Raw genomic sequence first — 23,531 nt, 5'->3', positions numbered from 1 at the left:
TGGCCCGAATTTTGGTTGGCAGCCCTTATTTGACCGCGCCGGCGGTCAGGCCGCTGACGAGGTAGCGCTGCAGGAAGAAGATCACGATCATGGCGGGTGCGATCCCCACGAAACTCGCCGCCATCAGCTCGTTCCAGATGACCTCCTGGCGACCGAAATAGGCAAACAACCCGATCGGCAGCGGCATGTATTCGGTCTTGGAGTTGAAGGTCAGTGCGAAGATGAACTGCTGGGCATAGGCGCCGATGAAGGTGGTGATCGCGACCACGGCGATGCCCGGCGTGGCAAGCGGCAGGACCACCCGGCGGAAGGTGTAGAAATAGCCCGCGCCATCCACATAGGCGGCCTCTTCCAGCTCACGCGGAATGCGCATCATATAGGTGCGGAGCAACCAGATGGCTGACGGAATGAGGAAGGCGACACCCGGCACGATCATCGCGAAATAGGTGTTGAGCACGCCGAGCGAGCGCATGAGCCGGAAGAGTGGAATGAGCAATACGGCGCCCGAGAACATGTTGACCGCAAGGAAGGCGGCGAGCAACTGACCACGACCGCGGAACTCGAAACGGGCGAAGGCATAGGATGCCGGCACGACCAGTAGGAGGACAACGACGGTCGCTATCGTCGAGATGAAGAAGGAGTTGAAGATATAGCGGGCAAAGCCCGGCACACTGTCCCACATCGTGATGTAGGCATCGAAGGAGCCGTTCTCCGGGAAGAAGCGGTAGGGCGAGGAGAAGAGCTGGCTGAGCGGCTTCAGCGACACCAGGAAGCCTTCGACAAAGGGCGCCAGAACGAAGGTCAGGAACACCGCGATCCCGGCATAGATGCCAACCAGTTCATACCAGCGATAGCGGTTGATCAGGGCTGTCTTGTCGTAGCTCATCGGGCATGCTCCTGCGAGAGACGGCTGGTGACGCGGAAATAGGCGACGCAGAAGATCGAAAGGAAGATGCAGATCAGGACCGCACGGGCAGCGCCCTCGCCATACTTCTTCGAGCCGATCGCCGTGTGATAGGTATCGATGATCATCGTGGTGGTTTCACCGCTCGGACCGCCGCGCGTCAGGATCCAGATGATGTCGAAGGAATTGAAGGTCGCAATCAGGGACAGCATCGACATGGTGATCATGGCGGGCAAGATCAGCGGCATAGTGATGCGGCGGAAGCGATAGAAGCGACCGGCGCCATCCGTCCAGGCAGCCTCGTAGAGATCCTGCGGGATCGCCTGCATGGCCGCGAGCATGTAGAGCGTCACCATCGGCACGCCGATCCACACATCGGTGAAGATCGTCGCCCAGAAGGCCGTTGAACCATAGGCGAGGAAGGCGACGGGGCCATCGACCACGCCCATGCGCTGAAGCACGCCGGAGATCATGCCGAACTGGCCGTTATACATCCAGCCCCACATGAAGATGCCAATCGCCATGGGCACGATCCACGGCGGCATCGTCAACACACGAAAGAGCGTCCGGCCAGGCACGGCTGCATTCAGCATGGCCGCACCGAAGGTACCGATGATCATCTTGATCGACACCGAGAAGAAGGTCCAGATGAAGGTCCTGACGATGACTTCGCCGAAGGTGTCGTTGAAAATCTTCTCGTAATTCGTCCAGCCGACCCAGTTCGTCGTCTTGCGGAGCGACGCATCTGTGAAGGACAGGATGAAGGTATCGACCAGCGGATAGGCGACGATGACGGCAATGTAGAGAAGAGCCGGCGCGATCAGCAGCCAGGCGAAGATGATGGCACTTTGGCGAGCTTGCATCCGACCGCTCCCTTACGCTGACCGGGCGCGGACGGAAGCGTCCGACGCGCCATGCAGGCATGCATCGAACTTTTCCCAGACCGGCTTCAGATCCACGACCTTGCGGGCGAGGCGTGCCTCGTCCATGGCGAGCGCCAGAATACCGGCCTCCAGCGCATCGATGGCGGAAACGGGCTGCTTGGCGCCCGTCTGAACGAAGGCGATGACATCCTCGGCCATCTGCTCGTCGGCGCCATAATGTTGTGACAGCGAGGACGGCGCCTTGTAGGTGTTGGCGATCACCTTCTCGTTGGTGCGGGCGTCATGCACGTCCATAAAACCGCGGACGAAATCGCCTTCCGCCATGCCCTTCGAACCGATCACGCAGAAGCGGCGAAATTCGTCCGGCACATTGAGATTGGTATGGAAGGTCATCGACACGCCGTTCTCGTATTCGACGATCGCGGTCTGGAAATCGATGATGTCACCGTCGCTGTCGAAGACCTTGTCGGAACCCTGCCAGCCGCTCGGCTTGCGGTGATAGACGTTGAGGTCGTTGACGCCTTCCGCTTCAGGTGCGTTTTCCGGCACGAAGCTCTTGCGACCGCCGAAGCTCGCGACGAAGCGCGGGCGCGCACCGACGACACCGTTGTAAAGGTCGAGGTCGTGGCAGCACTTTTCCAGCATGAAGCCGCCGGCATAACGGCCGTAGCGGCGCCAGTCGCGCATGAAGAAAGCGCCGTGATAGGGCTGAATGTGCTCGGAGGCCTCGATCGAGACGACATTACCGAGACGCCCCTCTTCCTGCGCCTTGCGCAGATCGCGATAGAGCGGGGAGTAACGCAGGACGAGACCGACCAGCAGGCGGTCGTGGCCGTATGTGTTGAGCAGAGAGGCGAGCGCGTAGCTCTCCTCGATGCTGGTCACGATCGGCTTTTCGGTGAAAACGGTCAGACCAGCCTCAAGGCCGAGCCGGATATGATCGAGATGCAGGTGGTTCGGCGACCCAATCATCAGAAGATCGAAGGTTTCGCCGACGATCAGGGCCTCAGGCGTGTCATAGACCTTGCCGGGAGAGATACCATGCTCATCAAGCGTCGCCATGCCGGCCGGCGCCGGATCGACATAACCGACAATCTCGAAAGTCGGGTCGATCTCCTTGAACACCCGACCCAGATACCCCAGACGGAATCCGAGTCCGATAATGGCGACCTTCATAGTGCATTCCCCTGGTTTCGTAATTATTTTTCGTAGACTGCGTCAAAAATCCAACATCGTCAACATGGGAAGCAAAATTCCCACGCTTGATGAAAATAGTTTTCACACCAGTCACCGAAATCGGATGAAGAGCGAAACATCGCAGTTCCCAGCGCCGCGCACTCCAATTCGGCGGCAAAGAGGAAAGGCTTTGGATTGGCCCCTCTCCAATCGTTAATTTAAGATACCAAAACTAGTCCAATCGTAAAGCCAGAACCCCAGGAATCCGAGGGTAAATCGTGCAAATCGCTGTTTTGACGATGAAATTTCTACATTTCACCGTTATCGAGCCCACCCTTTTCAAAACCATTTGCGAAATAGGTTTCTGGTTGGTATTGTTTTCGCAAAGACCACCGAGGGACGGAAAAATGCCGATGCTGATGACGGATTGCACATCGACCCTCCGCCGGCGCGTCCCCCAACACGAAGCCAGAGGAACCGCATGAGCACGCCCCTTCCCCTGGAACAGCTTCAATCGGTCCGCGGCGGACCGCTTTACGTCAAGCTCCGCAAGATGATCGAGGACGCCGTCGCGTCCGGTCGCCTGAAGCATGGCGACGCACTCCCGGCCGAACGCGACATCGCAGAAGCGGCCGATATCAGCCGCGTCACAGTGCGCAAGGCGATCGACGAACTCGTGGAAGAAGGCCTGCTCATCCGTCGTCGTGGGTCTGGCACCTTCGTCGTGAAACCCGTCCCACGCATGCAACAGCCGCTCAGCCAGCTGACATCCTTTACCGAAGACATGCGCCGGCGCGGCATGGTCGCAGGCTCTCGCTGGCTGGGACGCGGCCTGTTTTATCCGACCGCAGAGGAAACCATGATGCTCGGCCTCGTCGGCGGCGCCCGTGTCGCCCGGATCGACCGTTTGAGAACAGCGAACGACATGCCGATTGCGCTGGAGCGCACGAGCCTGCCGGACGACCTGCTGCCGGATCCGGACAGAATTGAGGATTCCCTCTATCTCTGCCTGCTGGATGCCGGCATCCGGCCCGTACGGGCAAACCAGCGCATTTCTGCCGTCCTCCTGAAGGACGAAGAAACCAAGCTGCTCGGTGTTCCGCCCGGCTCGGCCGCATTGTCGGTGCAGCGCATTGCCTATCTCGAAACCGGCCGCGTGATGGAAATGTCGCGCGCGCTTTATCGCAGCGATGCCTATGACCTGGTTGCCGAACTCGGCATCGGCTCGCCCATGAAGCCTCAAGACTGAAAGTTTGCCCGATGACCACCAAGATGCGTGAGGAGATCGACGAGATCCCCGCAGCCGCTGCCCGACTGCTGGATAGCTCCAGGACCGTGATATCAGAAGCGGCGAACGCGCTGCGCGACAAGGACCCAGGCGTGGTCGTCACGATCGCCCGCGGCTCTTCCGATCATGCGGCGCACTTCCTGAAATATGCAATCGAGCTGCAGATGGGCCTGCCGGTCGCCTCGCTCGGTCCCTCGCTCGCCTCGATCTACGAGACGCCGATGAAGCTCGGCAAGGCCGCAGCCTTTGCCGTCTCCCAGTCCGGCGCAAGCCCCGACATCGTTGCCATGGCCAGAGCAGCCCGGGACGGCGGCGCAACCACGGTGAGCCTGGTCAACACCCTGCCCTCGCCGCTCGCCGATGCCGCAACTTTCGCCATCGACATCAAGGCGGGTCCCGAAATCGCGGTTGCCGCCACCAAGTCCTTCGTCAATTCGATCGTGGCAGGCCTTGCCATCCTTGCAAGCTGGAGCCGTGACGCCGCACTCACTCGCGCCGTGAACACGCTGCCCGAGCATTTCGAAAAGGCGCTTGCCCTCGACTGGAGCGCCTTGCTCGAACCGCTGAAGTCGGCCGAGTCGCTCTACATGCTCGGTCGCGGTCCCACACTTGCCATCGCAGCCGAGGCCGCACTCAAATGCAAGGAAACCTGCGAACTGCATGCGGAGGCCTATTCTTCAGCCGAAGTCCTGCATGGTCCCGTCTCGATCGTCGGTCGTGATTTTCCCGTCGTTGCCTTTGCCGCCCGCGACAAGGCCGAGGCCTCGATCGCCGGCACCGTCTCGAAGCTTGCGGCCAGCAACGCCACCTGCTTCATCACCTCGGATCAGGCGACGGCCGGCCACAAGCTGCCCTTCATCGCAACCGGACATCCAATCACGGATGCGCTGGCCCTCATCGTTCCCTATTATGGCTTTATCGAATCCCTCTCCCGTGCGCGCGGCTTCAATCCCGACAAGCCGGTCGCACTGAAGAAAGTCACCGAGACCCAATGAGACAAGCCTTCGCCATCACTGCAAGCCGCATCTTCGATGGGCACCAGTTCCACGAAGATGCAGCCCTCCTGGTCGACAACGGCCAGGTGAAGGCTGTTCTATCCAGCACCGATTTGCCCGCCGGCATAATCAGGCAGGATTTGGGCGATGCGCTGATTGCCCCCGGCTTCATCGACCTGCAGGTGAACGGCGGCGGTGGCGTGCTGTTCAACAACGATCCGACTCTCACCGGCATCCGCACGATCTGCGAGGCCCATGCCCGCTACGGCACAACAGCGCTTATGGTCACGCTGATCACGGATGCACCGGAGATCAAGCGCGAGGCAATCACCGCCGGCGAGGCAGCAGCTACCGCTGGCGAGCCGGGCTATCTCGGCCTGCATCTGGAAGGCCCGCACCTCTCGATCGCCCGCAAGGGCACCCATGATCCGGCCCTGATCCGCCCGATGGCGCAAGCCGATCTCGACTATCTCGTCGAGCAGGCATCGCGTTTCGGCATCCCGATGATCACCGTCGCACCGGAAAGTGTCACACCGGATCAGGTCAAGCGCCTTGTTGAGGCTGGCTACCGCGTCAGCCTTGGCCACACCGACACGAGCTGCGCCAGCGTCGAGGCCTATGTTGAAGCCGGGGCGACGCTCGTCACCCATCTCTTCAACGCCATGAGCCCGCTTGGCAATCGCGAACCCGGCCTCGTGGGTGCTGCCCTCACCTCGCCTGCCCTGCATTGCGGCCTGATCGCTGACGGCTTCCATGTCGATCCTGTCACCATGAAGATCGCGCTCGCCTCCAAGACCGGCACCGCCCACATCTTCCTCGTCACCGATGCCATGTCGACCATTGGCTCTGATGAGACAAGCTTCGACCTGAACGGCCGAACCGTCTACCGCCGTGACGGTCGCCTGACGCTTGCCGATGGAACGCTGGCTGGCGCCGACATCGACATGCTCTCCTGCGTTCGCTACGTGCACGAAAAGCTGGGACAACCATTGGAAGAAGCGCTGCGCATGGCATCGCTCTATCCCGCCGAGGCCATTGGCGTGCCGAGCAAAGGAAGCCTAGCTGCAGGCCAGGATGCCGACTTCGTCGTGCTCGGCCCGGATCTCGGCATCCACTCGACCTGGATCGCAGGCACTTGCGTCTTCGCGAAGCGCACAGAACCGAGCCGGGCCTTCGCATGATCGTCTGCTTCGACATTGGCGGCACAGCCATCAAGGGTGCGCTCGCAACGAGCCCGGAAGACATCCGCCCCTTCCCGCGTCAGCCGACCCCGATACACGATTTCGACGCCTTCGTCGCGACGCTGGCATCCGTCATAACCGAGGCTGAAGCCATCGCCGGTGAACGCCCCGCCTGTATCGCGATCTCGATTGCCGGTGTCATCGATCCGGACACCTTGAACGCCGTCGTTGCCAACATCCCCTGCATCCATGGCAGGCCTCTGCAGGCGGATCTCGAAGCCGCCCTCGGTCTGCCTGTTATCGTCGCCAATGATGCCGACTGTTTCGTGCTGGCCGAAGCCGGCATCGGTGCGGCCCGGGGCCACCGGGTCGTCTTCGGCGTCATCCTCGGCACCGGCGTCGGCGGCGGCCTCGTCATCGACGGCAAGCTGATCAACGAGAGCGGTTTCGCCGGCGAATGGGGCCATGGGCCGATCCAGCCGACCGAGGCCGGCACGCCTCCGATCCACGTGCCGCGCTTCCAGTGCGGCTGCGGCCAGATCGGCTGCATCGACGCGGTCTGCAGCGCGCGGGGCCTCGAAAAGCTCCACAGGCATATTCACGCCGAACAGCTGACGAGCGAGGAAATCATCGCTGATTGGCAGAATGGCAATGCCAAGGCCGAACGCACGGTCGACGTCTATGTCGACATCCTCACCGATGCGCTGTCGATGGTGGTCAATGTCACCGGCACGACGATATTGCCCGTCGGCGGCGGCCTCTCCAACGTCCCGGAACTGTTGACGCGGATCGACAAGGCCTTGCGGTCACGCATCCTGCGCAAGTTCGCCCATCCGATCGTCGTGCCAGCCGCCTGCCGCGTCGAGCCCGGTCTGGTGGGCGCGGCGATCCTCGGCCTCGACTTCGCCAAAGACCACAACGGAGCCTGACATGGCCGCAGACATGCTGGTGAAGCTTTACGAACTTGAGGCCAATCCCGAGATCATCGGGCGCATGACGGCAGAAGGCGTCACAATCCGACGTGCCCTGGTCCCCGAACTCCCCGCGATCGCTGCCTGGATCGAGCCCCGTTTCGGCAAAGGCTGGGTGGCCGAAGCGACCGCCGCAATCATGCGCCAGCCCGTCACCTGCTGGATTGCCCACGAGGGAGACACTCTGCTCGGCTTTGCCTGTCATGATGCCACGATGAAGGGCTTTTTCGGCCCGACCGGCGTCGATGAAAGCGCCCGCGGCCGGGGCATCGGCCATGCCCTCTTGATCCGCACGCTGCTCGACATGCGCGACCAGGGATACGGCTATGCGATCATCGGCGGCGCCGGCCCCATGGGCTTCTATGAAAAGAGTGTCGGTGCCATCGCCATCCCCGGCTCGTCGCCCGGCATTTACAAGGAGATGCTGCCGCTTGCCGCACCGTCAGGCATGGCGGACTGAGAAACCTCAGCCGAGTTCCAGTGTGGTGATCGCATAGACGCCCGTCTTCTGCACGGAAGGCGGCTCGTCTCGATACATGCGCGACGTCTGGAAACCTTGCCTGAAGCCGAGACGGCCGAGCAGGTAGCGGAACCCTTCCTGGTATTCCGGCACATCCAGATGCACTTCCTCGCCCTTGAGGTTTGCAAGGCAGATCTTCAGCAGATCCTCCGCCGTTCGCCCATCCATGGCAAACAGCGGCCCGATCTTGTAGCCGTTGAGGCAAGGTCGCATCACGGCATAACCGGCCACCACACCCTGCCGTCGGCAGAGGAAGGCGCGGCGCGGCGGCTTCAGCCAGTCTGTGAGGAAGTCTTCTCTCGGCGCGGGAAAGAAAGCCCGATCGAGCGCAAGGATCTCGCCGGTATCACCCTCGGTGATCGCCTCGCACCGTGCGAAGCTCGCAGGCAGGGCCGGCATGCGCTCGATGCTCCAGCGCACGGTGTCATAGGCGGGCGCAAAACCCATGCAGCCATAATTCGCCTGCTGCTCGACAACCCCATCGAGCCCGATCACGCGATCCGCCAGATGCGCCATTCCAGCTTCCCAAACCCGCCGGCCGAGGCCCCTGCCCCGAAAGTCCGGATGGCAGATATAAAGCCCAATGAAGCCGAAGCCGTCCCGATAGCGCACGGCGGAAATCCCGGCGGCGAGCCGCCCGTCAACAAAGCAGCCAATGAAACCTTCTGGATCGGCGGAACGGAAGGCTGCGGCATCGCCATGCCCCGGGTTCCAGCCTTCGAGCGCCGCCCAGCCAACGAGATCCTCGACTTCGCCAGCCGTCAGCACCTTGATCTGCACATCCTCTGCCACGCTCATACGCCCATGGCAGCGGGAGAGAAACGGGCGAGCTCGCCGTGATAGGTCTTGGAGACCGGCGTCGCATAGGAGCCGCGCTTGGCGGTTGACAAGCCCTGCGCAACAAGGCTTTCCGCCTGTTTCACGGCCGCCGCCACGCCATCAACGACAGGCACGCCGAACTCCTGCCGCAACGCTGCCGTTAGATCGGCCATACCAGCACAGCCGAGCACGATCGCCTCGGCTCTATCGTCCTTGAGCGCTGCCGAGATCTCGCTGCGCAGCCGGTCACAAGCGTTGGAATTTGGGTCTTCCAGCGACAGCACCGGCACATCGGCAGCCCGCACCTTGCAGCGGCTGCCCATGCCATAGCGGTGCACGAGATGTTCGACGGGGAGCCGCGAGCGCTCCATGGTGGTCACGATCGAAAAACGCTGGGCTATGAATGCGGCTGTAGAGACCGCTGCCTCGCAGATGCCGATGACCGGAATAGCAGCCAGCGCCCGGGCTGCATCCAGCCCCGTATCGTCGAAACAGGCAATGACGATCGCATCTGCCCCCTCGCGTTCCGCCTTGGCGATTTCCACCAGCAGGCCAGGCACCGCGAATACCTCGTCATAATAGCCCTCGATCGAAACTGGGCCCATCGACGAGGTGATCGCCAGGATTTCGGTTTCGGAATGGGCGACACGGCGCGCCGCATCCGCGATCGTCGCAGTCATACTGGTCGTCGTATTCGGATTGATGACGGCAATCTTCATGCGATCACGCCCGCCCCCGACGGCGGTTCATGGCCATGATGAGCCCAAGCGTTCCCGCAATCACCAGGAAGGAGAAGAGCGTGGTCACAGTGCCGAGCGCGTAGAGCACCGGCGTCGTGACATTGGTCGTCATGCCGTAGATCTCGAGCGGCAGCGTGTTGTAGGTGCCCGAGGTCATCAGCGTGCGGGCGAATTCATCATATGAGAGCGTGAAGCCGAAGAGTCCGACCCCGATCAGCGGCGGCGCGATCATCGGCAAGACAACGTGGCGGAAGGTCTGCCAGGAGGTGGCACCCAGATCGCGCGCGGCTTCTTCGTAAGCAGGTGAGAAACGGTTGAAGATCGCAAACATGATCAGCACGCCGAAGGGCAGCGTCCAGGTGAGATGTGCTCCGAAACCGGAGGTGTACCAGGCAGGCTGGAAACCAAGCTGGCTGAACAACACGCCGATACCAAGCGAGATGATGATCGAGGGTACGACGAGGCTAGCGACTGAGAGGTAGAAAAGCGCAGTCGAGCCGACAAACTTGCGACGGAAAGCAAGGCCCGCCAGCAGCGAAACGACCACCGTGACCACCATGACCATGAAGCCGAGCGCGAAGGAACGGCGAAACGAACCGCCGAAATCACCGACCGCTTGCTGCTCGAACAGGTTGGCGAACCAGCGCAGCGAGACCCCGTTCAGCGGAAAGGTAAGGCCGCCATTCGGCCCCTGGAAGGAGAGGATCACAATTGCCGACAAGGGGCCGTAGAGGAAGAGTACGAAGAGGGTGAAGAAGATGGCGAGCACGTAGAATTCGCGCGATCGTTTCTCGGTGTTCATCTCAAAGCTCCTTCCTGATATCGACGACACGCAGAATGGCGGCAACCATCAGCAGAACCAGCGCCAAGAGCACGACGGCGTTGGCGGCAGCTGCCGGATATTGAAGCAGCGACATCTGGTTCTTCATCATCAGCGCAACAGACGCACTCTGCCCGCCGGACATGACCTGCACCGTAGAGAAATCGGCCATAACAAGCGTCACGACGAAAATCGTACCGATCGCCATGCCGGGTTTCGACAGGGGGATGATGACATTGGTCAGGATCTGCCAGCCGCTGGCACCGGCATCACGCGCGGCTTCCAAGAGCGACCGGTCGATGCGCATCATCGTGTTGAAGATCGGCGTCACCATGAACAGCGTGTAGAGATGCACCATGGCAAGCACCACGGCGAAATCGGAATAGAGCAGCCACTCGATCGGCTGTGGCACGATGCCGGCATTGACCAGCGCCGTATTGATCAACCCGTTTCGCCCGAGCACCGGGATCCACGAAATCATGCGGATGATATTGGATGTCAGAAACGGCACGGTGCAGACGAGGAAAAGCACGCTCTGCATCGTTGAGGTGCGGACGTGAAATGCGAGGAAATAGGCGACCCAGAAGCCGACGAAGAGCGTGATCGCCCAGACGATGAAGGCGAATTTCAACGTGTTGAAATAGATCTTCCAGGTGACCCAGGAGCCGAGTGTCTCGGTATAGTTGAAGGTGACGAAGTCGGGATACATCTGGGCGAAGTCGTAGTCCCAGAAGGACACCGTCCCGATCATCAGGATCGGCAGCAGCAGGAAGGCGCCGAGGATGAGCATGAGCGGCGTCGCCTGCAGATAGGAGACGAGCCCAAGCGGCACACGGATGACGCGTTTCGGCTTCGGCTCGCCGACACCCAGAAATCGCACTTCCACCATGATGTTAGGTCTCCTGTCGCTTCGAAAAGAGCGGACCGGGAGGTTGCCCCTCATCCGGCTGCCGCCACCTTCTCCCCGCAAGCGGGGAGAAGGCATTTGTGGCTAACCTCCCCCTCAAGGGGAGGGTGGTAGATCAAGCCGCGATGAACTCGTTCCAGCGGCGGACCATGTAGCGATCTTCGTCCATGACGGAGTTCCAGCAGGCGACCTTGCCCATGCGCTCTTCGAAGGAGCCGCCGTCGCGAACCGCACCGGCCTTTTCCATCACGGCACCTTCCGGAGACATGATGTCGCCGGTCGCAGCCTTGCCTTCGATCCAGTAGCCCCATTCGTCGGCAGACATGAATTCCTTCGCGGTTTCCATGCAGGCCGAGTAGTAGCCCTGGCGGTTGAGGTAGCCGCCGACCCAACCGGACGTGTACCAGTTGATGTATTCATAGGCCGCGTCGAGCTGCGCGCCCGAGAGGTGTGCGGCGAGCCCCAGACCACCACCCCACGAGCGATAGCCTTCCTTGAGCGGCTGATACTTGCAGGCGATACCCTTCGAGCGGACGGCAGCAACGGCCGGCGACCACATCGACTGGATGACGACTTCGCCCGATGCCATCAGGTTGACTGACTCATCGAACGACTTCCAGAAGGCGCGGAACTGGCCGTCCTGCTTCGCCTTGATGAGGAAGTCGATCGTCGTGTCGATCTCGGCCTGCGTCATGTTGCCCTTGTCGGCATATTTGATGATGCCCATGGCTTCGCAGATCATCGCGGCATCCATGATGCCGATCGACGGAATGTTGAGGATCGAGGTCTTGCCCTTGAAGGCCGGGTCCATGATGTCGGCCCAAGACGAGATCTCACGACCAACGAGGTCCGGACGGATGCCGAGCGTATCGGCATTGTAGATGGTCGGCATCATCGTGAAGAGTTCGGTTTCGCCGGACGCAAAAGTCTTGGCATCCTTGCTTTCGACATAGCCGACCGTGTGCGGCGCAGTCCCCTGCGCAATCACGCTGTCCGGCAGCAGCTTGCCGTTTTTGAACAGCGGAACGACCTTGTCGTAGAACTTGAGCTTCGAGGTTTCCATCGGCTGGATGACGCCGGTCGGATAGACCTTCTTCAGGATCCAGTATTCGATGTCGGCGATGTCGTAGGACATCGGCTGGGTCACGGCGCGCTGGGCTGCAGCGTCGGAATCCGTCGCCGTCATCTCAAGCGTGATGCCGAGGTCTTCCTTGCACTTCTGGGCGATGGCATTGATGTTCGACACGCCCGTGCCGAACTGGCGAAGCGTGATCGGGTTCTGCGCCCAGATTGTCGGGAAGCCGGTGATGGCACCCGAACCGGCGGCGAGGCCGGCGGCGGCCGATGCGGTCTTCAGGAATGTGCGGCGAGATACGCCCTTCTTCGTCTTGCTGCTGTCTGACATTGCGCTGTTCTCCTGGTTTTATTGGTTTGACTTCACTTCACGATGCGTCCGAGGACGATCGAATCCGGCTGATCCCATGACAGGGTGACGCCTTCCCCGACGCGAACCGGGGAGGCAAAGAAGGCCGCGTCCGAGAGAACGGCGGTGAATTCATCGGTAAAGGCGGTGGTGACGGTCAGCTTCACCTTGGCGCCGAGATATTCTACATTCGAGACGATACCGTCGAAGCCGAGACCATCGGCCGGCATGGCGCCGATGCGCACATGGTCCGTGCGGATGGCGATATCGGCCGTTTCATCCTCGACAGGCGCTGCACCGAGCGCGAAGAAGCGGCCGCCACCGACCACCTCGATAAACAAGCCATCGGCGGTGCGCTCGACGATGCGCCCGGAGAGCACATTATGGTCTCCCATGAAGCGCGCGACGAAGGCGGTCGCCGGCCGCTCGAAGACGGCCCGCGGCGTCGCCGCCTGCTCGATGCGCCCCTCGTTCATCACGACGATGAGATCGGCGAGCGCCATCGCCTCTTCCTGGCTGTGGGTCACATGCACGAAAGTGATGCCGAGCGAGGTCTGCAGTTTCTTCAGTTCGGCGCGCATGCGGATCTTAAGAAACGGGTCGAGCGCAGAGAGGGGCTCATCGAGCAGCAAAGCCTCGGGCCTCGTGATCAAGGCACGCGCAAGTGCTACGCGCTGCTGCTGTCCACCGGACAACTGGGCCGGACGACGCTCGGCATAGGGCTCGAGCTGCATCAGCTTGAGCATCTCCAGCGCTTGCGCGCGGCGCGTCTCCTTGTCGACACCCTTCATCTTCAGGCTGAACGCAACATTGTCGACAAGATCGAGATGCGGGAACAGCGCATAGGACTGGAACATCATCGCCGTGCCACGCTGCGCAGGCGGCAGCGTGGTCACATTGTTATTGCCGAAGACAACATCGCCAGACGACACGCTTTCATGCCCGGCGACCATTCTGAGCGTCGATGTCTTGCCGCAACCGGAAGGGCCGAGCAGGCAGCAGTAAGTACCAGCCGGAATCTTGAGGCTGATGGCATGAACTGCAGTCGCAGCACCGTAAACCTTGGTCACGGCAGCGAGTTCGATGTCGGCGGCTTTCGTCATGGCGGCTCCTTCGTCTCGCAAAGGACGATGCATAAGCCGTGCCAGTTCGACGCCACGTCGCTAAGTGCTTGAATCCCATGAAAGCAATTGCTGCAGCGCAAAAGGAATGAGCAACTGATACGACTGCATGCACAGCAATTAATCGATTGCCTTCAAATTGAGATCTAAATTGTATGCAATCTTATGGAGCCTTGGTGTCGGATAGATCTTTCGCAAGTTCGATCTGCGGGCTACAAGACTATCAGACACCGGATGATCCCATGACCGCCAACAGCTCACTCCGCAGGCAACTCGACCCCAATCTCGAAGACCGCGCCCGGGCGATCCGCGACGCTTTGCGTGACGCGATCGTCGACCGACGCCTTGCCCCCGGCACAAAGCTCTCCGAAGCCGAAGTCGGCACGCTTTTCGACGTCAGCCGGACGGTCGTGCGCGACGCGCTGCAGATGCTGGCCTTCGAGGGTCTGGTCCGCACCGAGAGAAATCGGGGGGCCTTCGTCTCCAATCCGAGCACGGAAGAGGCACGCCAGGTCTTCGCATCGCGCCGCCTGATCGAGGCCGGCATCATTGCCGCCGCCGCCGAACGCATCACGCCTTCCGATATCGCCGCCCTGCGCGAACACCTGAAGGAAGAGGCGCGTTACCGCACCGAACGCGGCGCGAACGCAAGACGCGCAGAGATCAAGGCGTCGGGTGATTTCCACCTGATGCTGGCCAAGGTGGCGGGCAACCAAGTGCTGGAAAAGTTCATGGACGAACTCGTCGCCCGTTCCTCCCTCGTCATCGCGCTCTATGGTCGAACCGGCATTTCCAGCTGCGGGCATGACGAGCACGACGAAATCCTGAATGCGCTGGAGAAGGGCGACACCAAGAAGGCGACGCATCTCATGCTGCATCACATCGACCATATCGAGGCCGATCTCGATCTTACCATGGCCGAAGCGCGCACACTCAAGGACGCGCTCGCTCTCTGAACTTGTCGACCTCAGCCAACCCTGGAGCGTGTCAGCCGGATCGCTGCGCCACCTTGCGGTCGTGCTCGATGGTCTCGAGCATGGCATTTCTGGCTCCGGCCTCGTCGCCATACTCGATCCGGTTGACCAAGAGCCGGTGTTTGTCGAGGACCGCGTCCAGAAGGCAGGGATCCGGTGCGGCCATCAGCGCCTTGTAGGCCAGCGCATGGGCAAGCTCTATGACGCCGTATAGTGCCCGCACGAAGGGATTATGCGCCGAATCCGCGATGATGCGGTGCAGTTCGAAATCCGCCAGAGCAAAATTCTGCAGGGAGCCGAGCGAGGTCTCCATCTGGTGGATCCAGTAGAGCATCAGGCGGATCTGGTCGGCGGTACGACGCCGCGCCACCTCGGCCGCCGCCTGCGGCTCCAGCGAGCGGCGCACCTCATGCAGCCCGGACAGAAACTCCGCATCAACAGGGGCTTCCAGGTGCCAGGCGAGCACCTGTGGATCATAAAGGCTCCAGCGGCTTTTCTTGGCGACCTTGGTGCCAACTTTCGGGCGGGCTTCGAGCAGCCCCTTGGCCTCCAAAGTCTTCAAGGCCTCGCGCAACACCGTGCGCGAGACCTCGAATTCCTCCATCAATTCAGCATCATTCGGCAGTGTCGTGCCGATCGGGTAACGGCCGGAGATAACCCCGGCCCCGATCTCGTTGATCACATGCGAATGGTAGTTACGCGCCGTCGACCGCCCGGACAGGGAGCGAAGAAGGCTCCCCGGCTCACTCATGCAGGGGCCTTCTTCAGGCGCGTACGCCCGGTCTGCGCGGTAAACACCAGCTTCTGAAGCAAGATGAACATGAACAGCAGGAACCCGATGGCGATTTTAGTCCACCAGCTGGAGAGCGTCCCATCGAAGACGATGTAAGTCTGGACAAGGCCCTGCAGCATGACCCCGATCAGGGTTCCGAAGATGAAACCATAACCGCCCGTCAACAAGGTTCCGCCTATCACCACGGCTGCAATCGAGTCAAGTTCGATGCCGACCGCCGCCAGCGGGTAGCCCGCGGAAGTGTAGAGCGAGTAGACGATCCCCGCGAGCCCGCCCAGGAAGGACGACAAGGCATAGATGCCGATGGTCACTTGCCCGGTCGGAACCCCCATCAGCGACGCGGAATTGACGTTGCCACCGATGGCGTAGACATAGGAGCCGAACCGCGTCTTGTGGGCGATGAACCCGAAGACGAGGAAGGTGGCGAGCATCAGCAGGCCGATGAAGCTCAGACGTCCGCCACCGGGCAGCCGGTAGTAGAGGCTGGAGATCGTCCGATAGAATTCGTGGTCGATCGGGATGGAATCCTGGCTGAGCACCGATGCCAGACCGCGTGCGAGAAACATGCCGGCCAGCGTCACGATGAAGGGTGGCACCTGTAGGAAATGAATGACCGCGCCCATCGACGCCCCGAAGGCCGCGGCCAGAACCAGCACGATCGCAAAGACCGCCATGGGATGGATGCCGACCCAGGAAATCAGAATGGCCGTGATCACGCCGGTCAGGCCGATCACCGCCCCGACGGAGAGATCGATGCCGCCGGAAATGATGACGAAGGTGGCTCCAACTGCCGCGATGCCGAGAAAGGCATTGTCCGTCAGGAAGTTGCCGAACACCCGCGTCGACCACATCGCCGGAAACTGGAAAATGCAGATGGCGTAGGCGATCACGAAGATGAGTGTGGTCGCGGCGAGAGGGCGATAACGCGGATTCATCGTGCCTGTCCCGAAGTTTGGTCTGCGGTCTTGGTGGGTGTGGTCGGAACCGCCTGGCGTGGACCGAACTTGCGCCCGAGCAACTGAGCGATCCGGGCCGACTGCAGCACCAGAATGATGATGATCATGCCGGCCTTGACGATCAGGTTGAATTCCGGCGGGAAGCCCGAGACGAGCACGCCGGTATTCATCGCCTGGATGATGATCGCACCCATCACCGACATTGGAATAGAGAAGCGCCCGCCGAGCAGCGAGGTACCGCCGATGACGACCGCGAGGATCGCGTCGAGCTCGAGCCAGAGGCCGGCATTGTTGGCATCGGCCCCGCGAATATCGGCAGCGGCGATGATGCCGGCCATAGCTGCGCAAAATCCACCGAAGGCATAGATGCAAAGGATCACGAGCCTGCTGCGGAGCCCCGTATAATTGGCCGCCGAAAGATTGATGCCAATGGCTTCGATGAACAGGCCGATTGCCGTGCGGCGCATGAAGAGATGCGCAACGATCATGAGAACGATCGCGATGACGGCCGGCATCGGCAGTCCGAAAAGCGAACCTGTGCCGACAAAGATCAGCGCCGGATCGGAGAAGGTGACGATCGACCCCTCGGTAATCAGCTGTGCCACCCCTCGCCCCGCCACCATCAGCACCAGTGTGGCGACGAAGGGCTGGATGCCGAGATAGGCGACCAGAACTCCGTTCCAGAGACCGCACAGCACTCCGACGGCAAGCGCCGCGGCAAGCGTCACGATCAGGGGCTGCCCGGCGACGGCTGAGGTCGCAGCGACAGCTCCGGCGACCGCCATCACGGCACCAACCGAAAGGTCTACCCCCTTGGTCGCGATGATCGCGGTCATGCCGATCGCCAGGATTGCGACGGGTGCACCGCGATTGATGACGTCAATCAGGCTGCCGAACAGCCGGCCATCCTGCCATGTGATGTTGAAGAAACCGGGAAAGACCAGCCAGTTGAAGAACAGCACACCGGCCAAGGCAAGTAGCTGCGGGGAAATGATGCGCGACATGGAAAGCCTTTTCATGCCTCGACCTCCGCCGGCAGCGCGGCGATGGTCTGGACGATGACACCGGGAGTGATGTCGGCGCCATGCAGTTCGGCGACCATCTTGCGATCGCGCATGACGACAACACGCGAGGAATAGCTGACGATCTCGTCGAGCTCTGAGGATATGACGACGAGAGCCAATCCGTCTTCCCGCAATCGGCTGATCATCCGCACGATTTCGGCATGGGCACCGACATCGATGCCACGCGTCGGCTCGTCGAGGATCAGGAAACGCGGGTCGGTGGCGAGCCACCGGGCGAGGATCACCTTCTGCTGGTTGCCGCCGGAGAGCAGCTTGACCGGAAGCTCGGCAGACGCCGTGCGGATGTCGAGCGCCTCGATAAAGTTGCCGGCAATTTCCAGCTGTTCGTCGCGGTTGAGCGCCTTGAACCAGCCGAGCCGGGCCTGCATGGCGATCACGATATTCTCGCGCACGGAGAGGTCGCCGAAGATGCCGTCGATCTTGCGATCTTCCGGGCAGAAGCCAAAGCCGAGTTCGACCGCCTCGCGCGGATTACGCACCTGACGCGTCGAGCCGTCGATCGTGATCGAGCCGCTGTCTGCCTGATCGATGCCGAACATCAGCCGCGCCATCTCGGTACGACCGGAGCCGAGCAGCCCGGCCACACCGACGACTTCGCCGCGATGGATGTTCAGGTCGAAGGGCTGGACGCTGTTGGTGAGACCGAAACCTTCGAACTGCATCAGCGTCTCGCCGACTTCGCCCTCTTCGCCGAGAACGTCGGGATGATGGAATGCCAGGTCCTTGCCGAGCATCATGCGTACCAGGCTGGTCCGATCGAGCGAGGCAATCGCCTGCGTCCCGACAAGGCGTCCATTACGCAGAACCGTCACGCGGTCCGAGAGTTCGAAGACCTGATCGAGGAAATGGGTGATGAAGACGATGGCAAGCCCACGGTCGCGCAGTTGCCGGACGATGCCGAAGAGCTTCTCGACCTCCGACCGATCCAGACTGGCGGTCGGCTCGTCGAGGATCAGCACCTTGCCGGAGAGTTCGACGGCGCGCGCGATCGCAATGATCTGCTGGACGGCAACGGAAAAGGTCGAAAGCTCGGCCTTCACATCGATGTCGAGACCATAGGTGGTCAGTATTTCGCGGGATTCGCGCTCCATCCGACGCTTGTCGACCAGACCGAAGCGGTTGGTCGGCTGTCGGCCGATGAAGAGATTGTCGATCACGGTCATGTTCGGCAGAAGGTTGACCTCCTGATAAACCGTGCCGATGCCGAGTGCCTGGGCCTGCTGTGGCGTCGTGAAATTGACGTTCTCGCCATCGACGGAGATCATTCCGCCATCGGGAATGTAGGCGCCCGTCAGGATCTTGATCAACGTCGATTTGCCGGCACCGTTTTCGCCGAGGAGTGCGTGTACTTCGCCCCGATGAAACGCGATATCGACGCCGTCGAGCGCCGTATGATTTCCGAATGTTTTGGTGATGCCCGCCGCTGCAAGCACGATCGATGGATGCTCGGTCATTGCCTCTTCCCCCTCTCCCATGAAGCTATCCCCGATCGAAGCCGGGAGAAAGCGACAGAGACCCCGCCACCAGGGTGGGGCGGGGTCTCGGCCGGGAGGGTTACCTTAGTAACCGAGGCCCTTGCGGTTGTCATACTCGCCCTGCGGGTTGTCCGCAGGCGTGTAGAGCTTGGATTCCGTGATGATGAACTTCTCCGGCTGCTTGCCGTCCTTCATGAATGCGTCGAGCGCATCGAAGGCAGGGCCTGCCATGTTCGGCGTCAGTTCCACGGTCGCATTGGCTTCACCGGCAACCATGGCGGCGAAGATATCCGGAACAGCGTCAATCGAGACGACGAGAATGTCAGTGCCCGGCTTAAGGCCGGCATCCTTGATCGCCTGGATGGCGCCGACGGCCATGTCGTCGTTGTGGGCGTACATGGCGCAGATGTCCTTGCCGCCATTTTCGGCCTTCAGGAAGCCTTCCATGACTTCCTTACCCTTGGCGCGGGTGAAGTCACCGGTCTGGCTGCGGGCAATGGTGATGTTCGCCTTGCCGGCAATAGCCTCTTCGAAGCCCTTCTTGCGGTTGATCGCAGGCGTTGAACCGACGGTACCCTGAAGCTCAACGACCTTGCACGGCTTGTCGCCGACGGTGTTGACAAGCCATTCGCCGGCAACGCGGCCTTCCTTCACCTGGTCGGAAGCGACCGAGGTCAGGTAAAGATCCTGCGGAGCGTCAACGCCGCGGTCGAGCAGGATGACCGGGATTTCGGCTTCCTTGGCTTCGGTCAGAACGTCTTCCCAGCCAGTTGCGACGACAGGTGCGACGAGAATGGCGTCAACGCCCTGGGCGATGAAGCCTCTGATAGCCTTGATCTGGTTTTCCTGCTTCTGCTGTGCGTCGGCGAACTTCAGTTCGATGCCGCGCTTTTCAGCCTCAAGCTTGGTGACGGAAGTTTCAGCAGCGCGCCAGCCGGATTCCGAACCGATCTGCGAGAAGCCAACGGTCAGGTCTGCAGCCATGGCAGACGAGCAGCCGAGTGCAATCACGCTTGCGCTGAGCGCAAGCTTGCGAAGAAATGTCATGATGTCCTCCCTTGAAAAGACACCGCCTCCACGGTGCCTGGCATTATGCATAGGCAAAGGCTCGAGACCTGTAAAGTCCAAAAGTACTATTATATGTTGTGCATCGCAGCATAAACTTTAGCTACACTTCACCGTCCCACACCGCAACCTCGAAGGTCGAAAGGTTAACCGACCCGACCGCACTGGCCGAGTATAGGCAAAGCAGGAGAACGAGAAAGCCCTGAAATACAGGGGTTACGGCTCGCCCTCCCTAAATTTCGTAATTTTCTGTTAACCAGTTTTCTTTATATTTCCCGACGCACGATGCCTGTGCCTCCGCATGAGCGATTCCGGCTCCCGCTATTCGAGACAGGAATACCCAATGGCAGTGATCACCTTCGCGAATACGAAGGGTGGCGCAGGAAAAACAACTGCGGCCCTCCTTCTGACCACTGAACTTCTCCACCGCAACTATCGAGTTTGCGTGATAGACGCCGACCCCCAGCGGTGGTTCTCGAAGTGGTACGAAGGCGCAGCATTGATGCCGAGGCTCTCCATCGAAACCTATGTGTCGGCGCCGACGATCCAGAAGATCGTCCACGAGCGCCGCAGCCAGTGGGATTTCGTCATCATCGATCTGCCGGGCCTACAGTCACCCCTGCTCGCCTCGGCCGTCGGCTTGTCGGATCACGTCATCGTTCCGATCCAGGGCTCGAGCATGGACGCCCAGGGCGGCGCTCAGGTCCTCGATCTCCTGCGCTACCTCGACCGTAAGGCCGGCATCCGCATCCCGTATTCCGTCGTCCTGTCCAGGGTCAATCCGGCCATCACGACGCGATCGATGCAGGCGGTGAAGCGTCTGCTGTCGGAACAGGACATCCGTGTCTTCGACACACCGATTGCCGAACGCGCCGCCTTCCGCGAAATGTTTGACATGCATCGCCCGCTTCGAAAGCTGGACAACGCCCAGACTCCAGGCAGCGAGAAGGCGATCTTGAATGCACAGGCCTTCGCCGACGAAGTGTTGTCGCACGTCGACGTCGGCGCGGCGGCGGCCCCGGCCTATGCAGCACGACGCGATCTACAGACCCTGGACACGGCGGCCTGAAGGGCGCGCATCTAAAACACAACCGGCGGCCCTGAGGCCACTCGCGTCCATGCGTGCCGGCAAGGCCTTCGCCCAGGTAGCCCAGAAGGGCTTTTGTCCGATTATGCAGACACGGCGTCACCTCGGCGCTCGACCGGCGACATCCTGCTACAAACATGGGAATTTCGGAAGCTGTTCGCTATCAGAGCTGGCCCCTAACACTTGATGAAGTCGCAGCTCCACCAGGGGCCGCGCCCAAGCGACGCCGCTTTCGGGCAGAATCGCAAGCAAAGTGTGATGGTCAGTCAGCGTCGGCCGGAAGACTTAAGGGGGCTTACGCCCCCGGAGTTATTTCAGGCTGCCATGCCCCAGGCGGACGGGTCGTCATCGCCGAACATGCGCTCGAGGCTGAGGAAGCAGATCATGCTCTTGTCATGGGCGATGATGCCATCGGAGAAGGCTGCACTTGGACCGGTCGCGGCAGGAAGAGGCTGCAGCGTGCTGCCAGACACGGTCAGAATGTCGGAGACGCCGTCGACCAGCAGACCGACGGTCATGCCGTTGACTTCGGTGACGACCACGGCACTGCGCTCCGTCGCCTGGGCGGCCGGCATGCCGAGCTTCACGGCGAGATCGACGATCGGGATGACCGTTCCGCGAAGGTTCATAACGCCGAGAACTTCATAGGGCGAGTGCGGGATGGGCGTAACCGGAGCCCAACCGCGGATTTCGCGGATCGATGTCGTCTTGACGCAGAACTCCTGTTGATGAAGCCGAAAGGCGATGATTTCGAGGGCATCGGCGGTGTTCGACGTCGTATTCATCTGCGATTTCCTCCTGCTGCAAGCCTACGTCGGCTGGCACCGTGTCACGATATTGGTTCACCGGGGATCCCGGCGGCAGAGGCCTGCCCTGCACTCCAAATCAATTTAGCCCACCAGTAATTAAAGAATATCTAAATCAATCAGGATAATCCGCAACTGGTGCCACGGACATGGCCGTCATCGGGCGAGCATGGTGAAATGCGCCATCTGTCCGGCACTCCACCAGGAAAATTCTTGCAGCAGCGAGGGCTCGACCGCGCCGATCCGACCACCGTGAATGCTGAGTCTCCCCTGCGTCGTCGCGATCGCCAGTACATTTCCAACGTGCTGGCGAGACACCTGAAACCGCTGCGACAATGCATCATAGGTGAGCGCAAGCGGCCAGTCTTCACCCAGCGCGCCGGCCAGGTGGGCACCCATGACTGCACAAAGAATGAGATATCCGCTGTCGCGACCGGTAAAGTCGACGACCGTCTCGAAGGGCGTGAACAGGACATCCATCGACTGGAAGGCAATGGTCGATCGGCCGATCAGGCGGTAGACCAGCGACACATCGGCGTCCAGGGCCTCCCGAAGCGAATGGCCTTCAAGCATGGCGGACGCGGCAATGAAGGCAAGAGGGGAGCGGGCGATCTCAATGACGAGGGGCGGCGTTGGACGCAACCTGATTTCTCGCCGGTCTCGCGCATTCTGTTCTGCCACGACATAGCCACCGGCCCGCAGGCCCGAAATGAGATCGCTGACCTGGCGTGCGCTGCCGGGCACCAACGTCTGCAGCAGGGTCATGGTCGGCGCAGGGCCCGTGCCCTCCTCGAAACGTGCCGACAGCCCGATCAGCATATAGCAGGTGATGTAGCGCATCTTCTGCGCGAAGATCTTGTTGGCTGGCCAGCGGAAGGCATTGGCTTCCACCATGCTGCGGCAATAGGCGAGCACAGCCCTGTCGAAGCCGGAATGGCCAAGATAGCCGCTCGCCAATTGCCACACGGGTTCCCCGAGATGCTTCTCGACACCGGGATGGACGACCAATCGGTCCCGATCAAGTTTGGCACGCAATTGATCCATGGGCACAACTCCAGATCAGAGTTGCGCATAGGACGGCAATTCACCGATGCCGTCGATTGGTAATTTTAGTAGTCAGCCCTAATCAACGAAGATCTGAAGGCACCATGGGACGCATCGCTCCGCTTCAGGGAACGCGTTTGGCAAGATCATAGGCTGCGGCGCATCGCTGGCCGGATGCGCAATAAGCGAGGATCGGTCCCGACTGCCGGCTGATGATCGCTTTCAGCTCGCGCGCCTGATCAAAGGATATGGAGCCCGGGACTACCGGAAGATAATGCGCGTCGAGCCCGACCTCACGGGCTGAATTTGCAATTTCGTCAAAGGCCGGCTGAAAGAAGCCTTCTTTGTCCGGCCGCATGCAGACGACGGCCTTGAAGCCGAGTTCGGCAATCGCTTGCAGCTCCTGCGGCTTGATCTGTCCGGTGACATGGAAACTTGGATCGATGCTGCGAATGCTCATGAGAACTCCTTCTTGAGACGGCTGCCCACCGAAGTCG

24 protein-coding genes are annotated in these 23,531 nt (G+C 61.0%); 7 read left to right on the top strand and 17 right to left on the bottom strand.

Annotation, left to right across the window (positions count from 1 at the left end; translation table 11 throughout):
- Nucleotides 1-25 precede the first annotated feature (25 nt).
- The 3 genes from IP85_RS01335 to IP85_RS01325 are packed head-to-tail and all read right to left on the bottom strand — an operon-like array spanning nt 26 to nt 2,964.
- Nucleotides 26-886: a carbohydrate ABC transporter permease gene (locus IP85_RS01335; protein WP_054147854.1), complete on the bottom strand. Its 861-nt coding sequence runs from the start codon at nt 884-886 to the stop codon at nt 26-28.
- On the bottom strand, nt 883-1,767 hold the full coding sequence (locus IP85_RS01330; RefSeq protein ID WP_054147853.1) for a sugar ABC transporter permease: 885 nt from the start codon (nt 1,765-1,767) through the stop codon (nt 883-885). The genes IP85_RS01335 and IP85_RS01330 overlap by 4 nt, the downstream gene beginning before the upstream one ends.
- A gap of 12 nt (nt 1,768-1,779) precedes the next feature.
- Nucleotides 1,780-2,964, bottom strand: coding sequence for a Gfo/Idh/MocA family oxidoreductase (locus tag IP85_RS01325; RefSeq protein WP_054147852.1), 1,185 nt, complete (start codon nt 2,962-2,964; stop codon nt 1,780-1,782).
- Between the two features lie 481 nt (nt 2,965-3,445).
- Here IP85_RS01325 and IP85_RS01320 point away from each other — a divergent pair, with 481 nt between their 5' ends.
- From IP85_RS01320 to IP85_RS01300, 5 genes are read left to right on the top strand one after another with little or no spacing between them, the layout of a single operon-like run.
- On the top strand, nt 3,446-4,213 hold the full coding sequence (locus IP85_RS01320) for a GntR family transcriptional regulator (RefSeq protein ID WP_054147851.1): 768 nt from the start codon (nt 3,446-3,448) through the stop codon (nt 4,211-4,213).
- Nucleotides 4,214-4,224: 11 nt separating this feature from the next.
- Nucleotides 4,225-5,247: an SIS domain-containing protein gene (locus IP85_RS01315; protein ID WP_054147850.1), complete on the top strand. Its 1,023-nt coding sequence runs from the start codon at nt 4,225-4,227 to the stop codon at nt 5,245-5,247.
- On the top strand, nt 5,244-6,428 hold the full coding sequence (gene nagA, locus IP85_RS01310; protein WP_054147849.1) for an N-acetylglucosamine-6-phosphate deacetylase: 1,185 nt from the start codon (nt 5,244-5,246) through the stop codon (nt 6,426-6,428). Before IP85_RS01315 ends, nagA begins: the two co-directional genes overlap by 4 nt.
- On the top strand, nt 6,425-7,357 hold the full coding sequence (locus tag IP85_RS01305) for an ROK family protein (protein ID WP_054147848.1): 933 nt from the start codon (nt 6,425-6,427) through the stop codon (nt 7,355-7,357). Before nagA ends, IP85_RS01305 begins: the two co-directional genes overlap by 4 nt.
- A 1-nt stretch (nt 7,358) precedes the next feature.
- Nucleotides 7,359-7,859 (top strand): GNAT family N-acetyltransferase, encoded by a 501-nt coding sequence (locus tag IP85_RS01300; RefSeq protein WP_054147847.1) that lies wholly within the window; start codon nt 7,359-7,361, stop codon nt 7,857-7,859.
- A gap of 6 nt (nt 7,860-7,865) precedes the next feature.
- Here the strand turns inward: IP85_RS01300 and IP85_RS01295 are convergent, their stop codons facing one another.
- The 6 genes from IP85_RS01295 to IP85_RS01270 form a co-directional block, all read right to left on the bottom strand.
- Entirely contained in the window at nt 7,866-8,717 is an 852-nt protein-coding gene (locus IP85_RS01295) for a GNAT family N-acetyltransferase (RefSeq protein ID WP_054147846.1), read from the bottom strand.
- Complete coding sequence (locus tag IP85_RS01290; RefSeq protein WP_054147845.1) at nt 8,714-9,457, bottom strand: aspartate/glutamate racemase family protein; 744 nt, start codon at nt 9,455-9,457, stop codon at nt 8,714-8,716. Before IP85_RS01290 ends, IP85_RS01295 begins: the two co-directional genes overlap by 4 nt.
- Nucleotides 9,458-9,461: 4 nt before the next feature.
- Nucleotides 9,462-10,280: an ABC transporter permease gene (locus IP85_RS01285; RefSeq protein WP_054147844.1), complete on the bottom strand. Its 819-nt coding sequence runs from the start codon at nt 10,278-10,280 to the stop codon at nt 9,462-9,464.
- Nucleotide 10,281: 1 nt separating this feature from the next.
- Nucleotides 10,282-11,187 (bottom strand): ABC transporter permease, encoded by a 906-nt coding sequence (locus IP85_RS01280; protein WP_054147843.1) that lies wholly within the window; start codon nt 11,185-11,187, stop codon nt 10,282-10,284.
- A gap of 133 nt (nt 11,188-11,320) precedes the next feature.
- Nucleotides 11,321-12,610, bottom strand: a complete 1,290-nt coding sequence (locus IP85_RS01275) for a PotD/PotF family extracellular solute-binding protein (RefSeq protein ID WP_054147842.1) — start codon at nt 12,608-12,610, stop codon at nt 11,321-11,323.
- Nucleotides 12,611-12,642: 32 nt separating this feature from the next.
- Nucleotides 12,643-13,731: an ABC transporter ATP-binding protein gene (locus IP85_RS01270; RefSeq protein WP_054147841.1), complete on the bottom strand. Its 1,089-nt coding sequence runs from the start codon at nt 13,729-13,731 to the stop codon at nt 12,643-12,645.
- A 260-nt stretch (nt 13,732-13,991) separates the two neighbouring features.
- Here IP85_RS01270 and IP85_RS01265 point away from each other — a divergent pair, with 260 nt between their 5' ends.
- A complete protein-coding gene (locus IP85_RS01265) occupies nt 13,992-14,705 on the top strand; it encodes a GntR family transcriptional regulator (RefSeq protein ID WP_054147840.1) in 714 nt (237 codons plus the stop codon).
- A gap of 31 nt (nt 14,706-14,736) precedes the next feature.
- Here the strand turns inward: IP85_RS01265 and IP85_RS01260 are convergent, their stop codons facing one another.
- The 5 genes from IP85_RS01260 to ytfQ form a co-directional block, all read right to left on the bottom strand.
- The gene (locus IP85_RS01260; protein ID WP_054147839.1) at nt 14,737-15,474 is read right to left on the bottom strand and encodes a FadR/GntR family transcriptional regulator; all 738 of its coding nucleotides are present in this window, start codon (nt 15,472-15,474) and stop codon (nt 14,737-14,739) included.
- Nucleotides 15,471-16,451: a galactofuranose ABC transporter, permease protein YjfF gene (gene yjfF, locus IP85_RS01255; protein WP_054147838.1), complete on the bottom strand. Its 981-nt coding sequence runs from the start codon at nt 16,449-16,451 to the stop codon at nt 15,471-15,473. The genes IP85_RS01260 and yjfF overlap by 4 nt, the downstream gene beginning before the upstream one ends.
- Complete coding sequence (locus IP85_RS01250; protein WP_054147837.1) at nt 16,448-17,491, bottom strand: ABC transporter permease; 1,044 nt, start codon at nt 17,489-17,491, stop codon at nt 16,448-16,450. The genes yjfF and IP85_RS01250 overlap by 4 nt, the downstream gene beginning before the upstream one ends.
- The gene (locus IP85_RS01245; protein ID WP_054147836.1) at nt 17,488-19,011 is read right to left on the bottom strand and encodes a sugar ABC transporter ATP-binding protein; all 1,524 of its coding nucleotides are present in this window, start codon (nt 19,009-19,011) and stop codon (nt 17,488-17,490) included. The genes IP85_RS01250 and IP85_RS01245 overlap by 4 nt, the downstream gene beginning before the upstream one ends.
- Nucleotides 19,012-19,116: 105 nt before the next feature.
- A complete protein-coding gene (ytfQ, locus tag IP85_RS01240; protein WP_054147835.1) occupies nt 19,117-20,079 on the bottom strand; it encodes a galactofuranose ABC transporter, galactofuranose-binding protein YtfQ in 963 nt (320 codons plus the stop codon).
- A 361-nt stretch (nt 20,080-20,440) separates the two neighbouring features.
- Here ytfQ and IP85_RS01235 point away from each other — a divergent pair, with 361 nt between their 5' ends.
- Nucleotides 20,441-21,166, top strand: coding sequence for a ParA family protein (locus IP85_RS01235; protein ID WP_054147834.1), 726 nt, complete (start codon nt 20,441-20,443; stop codon nt 21,164-21,166).
- Between the two features lie 332 nt (nt 21,167-21,498).
- Here IP85_RS01235 and IP85_RS01230 read toward each other — a convergent pair whose 3' ends face one another.
- From IP85_RS01230 to IP85_RS01220, 3 genes are all read right to left on the bottom strand, one after another.
- A complete protein-coding gene (locus tag IP85_RS01230; RefSeq protein ID WP_054147833.1) occupies nt 21,499-21,969 on the bottom strand; it encodes a chemotaxis protein CheW in 471 nt (156 codons plus the stop codon).
- Nucleotides 21,970-22,146: 177 nt separating this feature from the next.
- Entirely contained in the window at nt 22,147-23,034 is an 888-nt protein-coding gene (locus tag IP85_RS01225; RefSeq protein ID WP_054147832.1) for a MarR family transcriptional regulator, read from the bottom strand.
- A 124-nt stretch (nt 23,035-23,158) separates the two neighbouring features.
- Nucleotides 23,159-23,494: a TIGR01244 family sulfur transferase gene (locus IP85_RS01220; protein ID WP_054147831.1), complete on the bottom strand. Its 336-nt coding sequence runs from the start codon at nt 23,492-23,494 to the stop codon at nt 23,159-23,161.
- Between the last annotated feature and the right edge of the window lie 37 nt (nt 23,495-23,531).

Source organism: Rhizobium sp. AAP116 (assembly GCF_001295785.1).
GTDB lineage: Bacteria > Pseudomonadota > Alphaproteobacteria > Rhizobiales > Rhizobiaceae > Allorhizobium.
Note: the sequence above shows the minus strand (reverse complement) of the source record. Positions and strands in the feature narration are given on the sequence as shown.

What these genes read in the sequence shown, in the direction of transcription:
- IP85_RS01305 (WP_054147848.1), top strand. Translation starts at nt 6,425, where the DNA reads ATGATCGTCTGCTTCGACATTGGCGGCACAGCCATCAAGGGTGCGCTC.
- IP85_RS01250 (WP_054147837.1), bottom strand. Translation starts at nt 17,491, where the DNA reads ATGAAAAGGCTTTCCATGTCGCGCATCATTTCCCCGCAGCTACTTGCC.
- IP85_RS01320 (WP_054147851.1), top strand. Translation starts at nt 3,446, where the DNA reads ATGAGCACGCCCCTTCCCCTGGAACAGCTTCAATCGGTCCGCGGCGGA.
- IP85_RS01290 (WP_054147845.1), bottom strand. Translation starts at nt 9,457, where the DNA reads ATGAAGATTGCCGTCATCAATCCGAATACGACGACCAGTATGACTGCG.
- IP85_RS01225 (WP_054147832.1), bottom strand. Translation starts at nt 23,034, where the DNA reads ATGGATCAATTGCGTGCCAAACTTGATCGGGACCGATTGGTCGTCCAT.
- IP85_RS01245 (WP_054147836.1), bottom strand. Translation starts at nt 19,011, where the DNA reads ATGACCGAGCATCCATCGATCGTGCTTGCAGCGGCGGGCATCACCAAA.
- yjfF (WP_054147838.1), bottom strand. Translation starts at nt 16,451, where the DNA reads ATGAATCCGCGTTATCGCCCTCTCGCCGCGACCACACTCATCTTCGTG.
- IP85_RS01335 (WP_054147854.1), bottom strand. Translation starts at nt 886, where the DNA reads ATGAGCTACGACAAGACAGCCCTGATCAACCGCTATCGCTGGTATGAA.
- IP85_RS01230 (WP_054147833.1), bottom strand. Translation starts at nt 21,969, where the DNA reads ATGAATACGACGTCGAACACCGCCGATGCCCTCGAAATCATCGCCTTT.
- IP85_RS01295 (WP_054147846.1), bottom strand. Translation starts at nt 8,717, where the DNA reads ATGAGCGTGGCAGAGGATGTGCAGATCAAGGTGCTGACGGCTGGCGAA.
- IP85_RS01275 (WP_054147842.1), bottom strand. Translation starts at nt 12,610, where the DNA reads ATGTCAGACAGCAGCAAGACGAAGAAGGGCGTATCTCGCCGCACATTC.
- IP85_RS01260 (WP_054147839.1), bottom strand. Translation starts at nt 15,474, where the DNA reads ATGAGTGAGCCGGGGAGCCTTCTTCGCTCCCTGTCCGGGCGGTCGACG.
- IP85_RS01325 (WP_054147852.1), bottom strand. Translation starts at nt 2,964, where the DNA reads ATGAAGGTCGCCATTATCGGACTCGGATTCCGTCTGGGGTATCTGGGT.
- IP85_RS01280 (WP_054147843.1), bottom strand. Translation starts at nt 11,187, where the DNA reads ATGGTGGAAGTGCGATTTCTGGGTGTCGGCGAGCCGAAGCCGAAACGC.
- ytfQ (WP_054147835.1), bottom strand. Translation starts at nt 20,079, where the DNA reads ATGACATTTCTTCGCAAGCTTGCGCTCAGCGCAAGCGTGATTGCACTC.
- IP85_RS01330 (WP_054147853.1), bottom strand. Translation starts at nt 1,767, where the DNA reads ATGCAAGCTCGCCAAAGTGCCATCATCTTCGCCTGGCTGCTGATCGCG.
- IP85_RS01300 (WP_054147847.1), top strand. Translation starts at nt 7,359, where the DNA reads ATGGCCGCAGACATGCTGGTGAAGCTTTACGAACTTGAGGCCAATCCC.
- IP85_RS01220 (WP_054147831.1), bottom strand. Translation starts at nt 23,494, where the DNA reads ATGAGCATTCGCAGCATCGATCCAAGTTTCCATGTCACCGGACAGATC.
- nagA (WP_054147849.1), top strand. Translation starts at nt 5,244, where the DNA reads ATGAGACAAGCCTTCGCCATCACTGCAAGCCGCATCTTCGATGGGCAC.
- IP85_RS01270 (WP_054147841.1), bottom strand. Translation starts at nt 13,731, where the DNA reads ATGACGAAAGCCGCCGACATCGAACTCGCTGCCGTGACCAAGGTTTAC.
- IP85_RS01285 (WP_054147844.1), bottom strand. Translation starts at nt 10,280, where the DNA reads ATGAACACCGAGAAACGATCGCGCGAATTCTACGTGCTCGCCATCTTC.
- IP85_RS01315 (WP_054147850.1), top strand. Translation starts at nt 4,225, where the DNA reads ATGACCACCAAGATGCGTGAGGAGATCGACGAGATCCCCGCAGCCGCT.
- IP85_RS01235 (WP_054147834.1), top strand. Translation starts at nt 20,441, where the DNA reads ATGGCAGTGATCACCTTCGCGAATACGAAGGGTGGCGCAGGAAAAACA.
- IP85_RS01265 (WP_054147840.1), top strand. Translation starts at nt 13,992, where the DNA reads ATGACCGCCAACAGCTCACTCCGCAGGCAACTCGACCCCAATCTCGAA.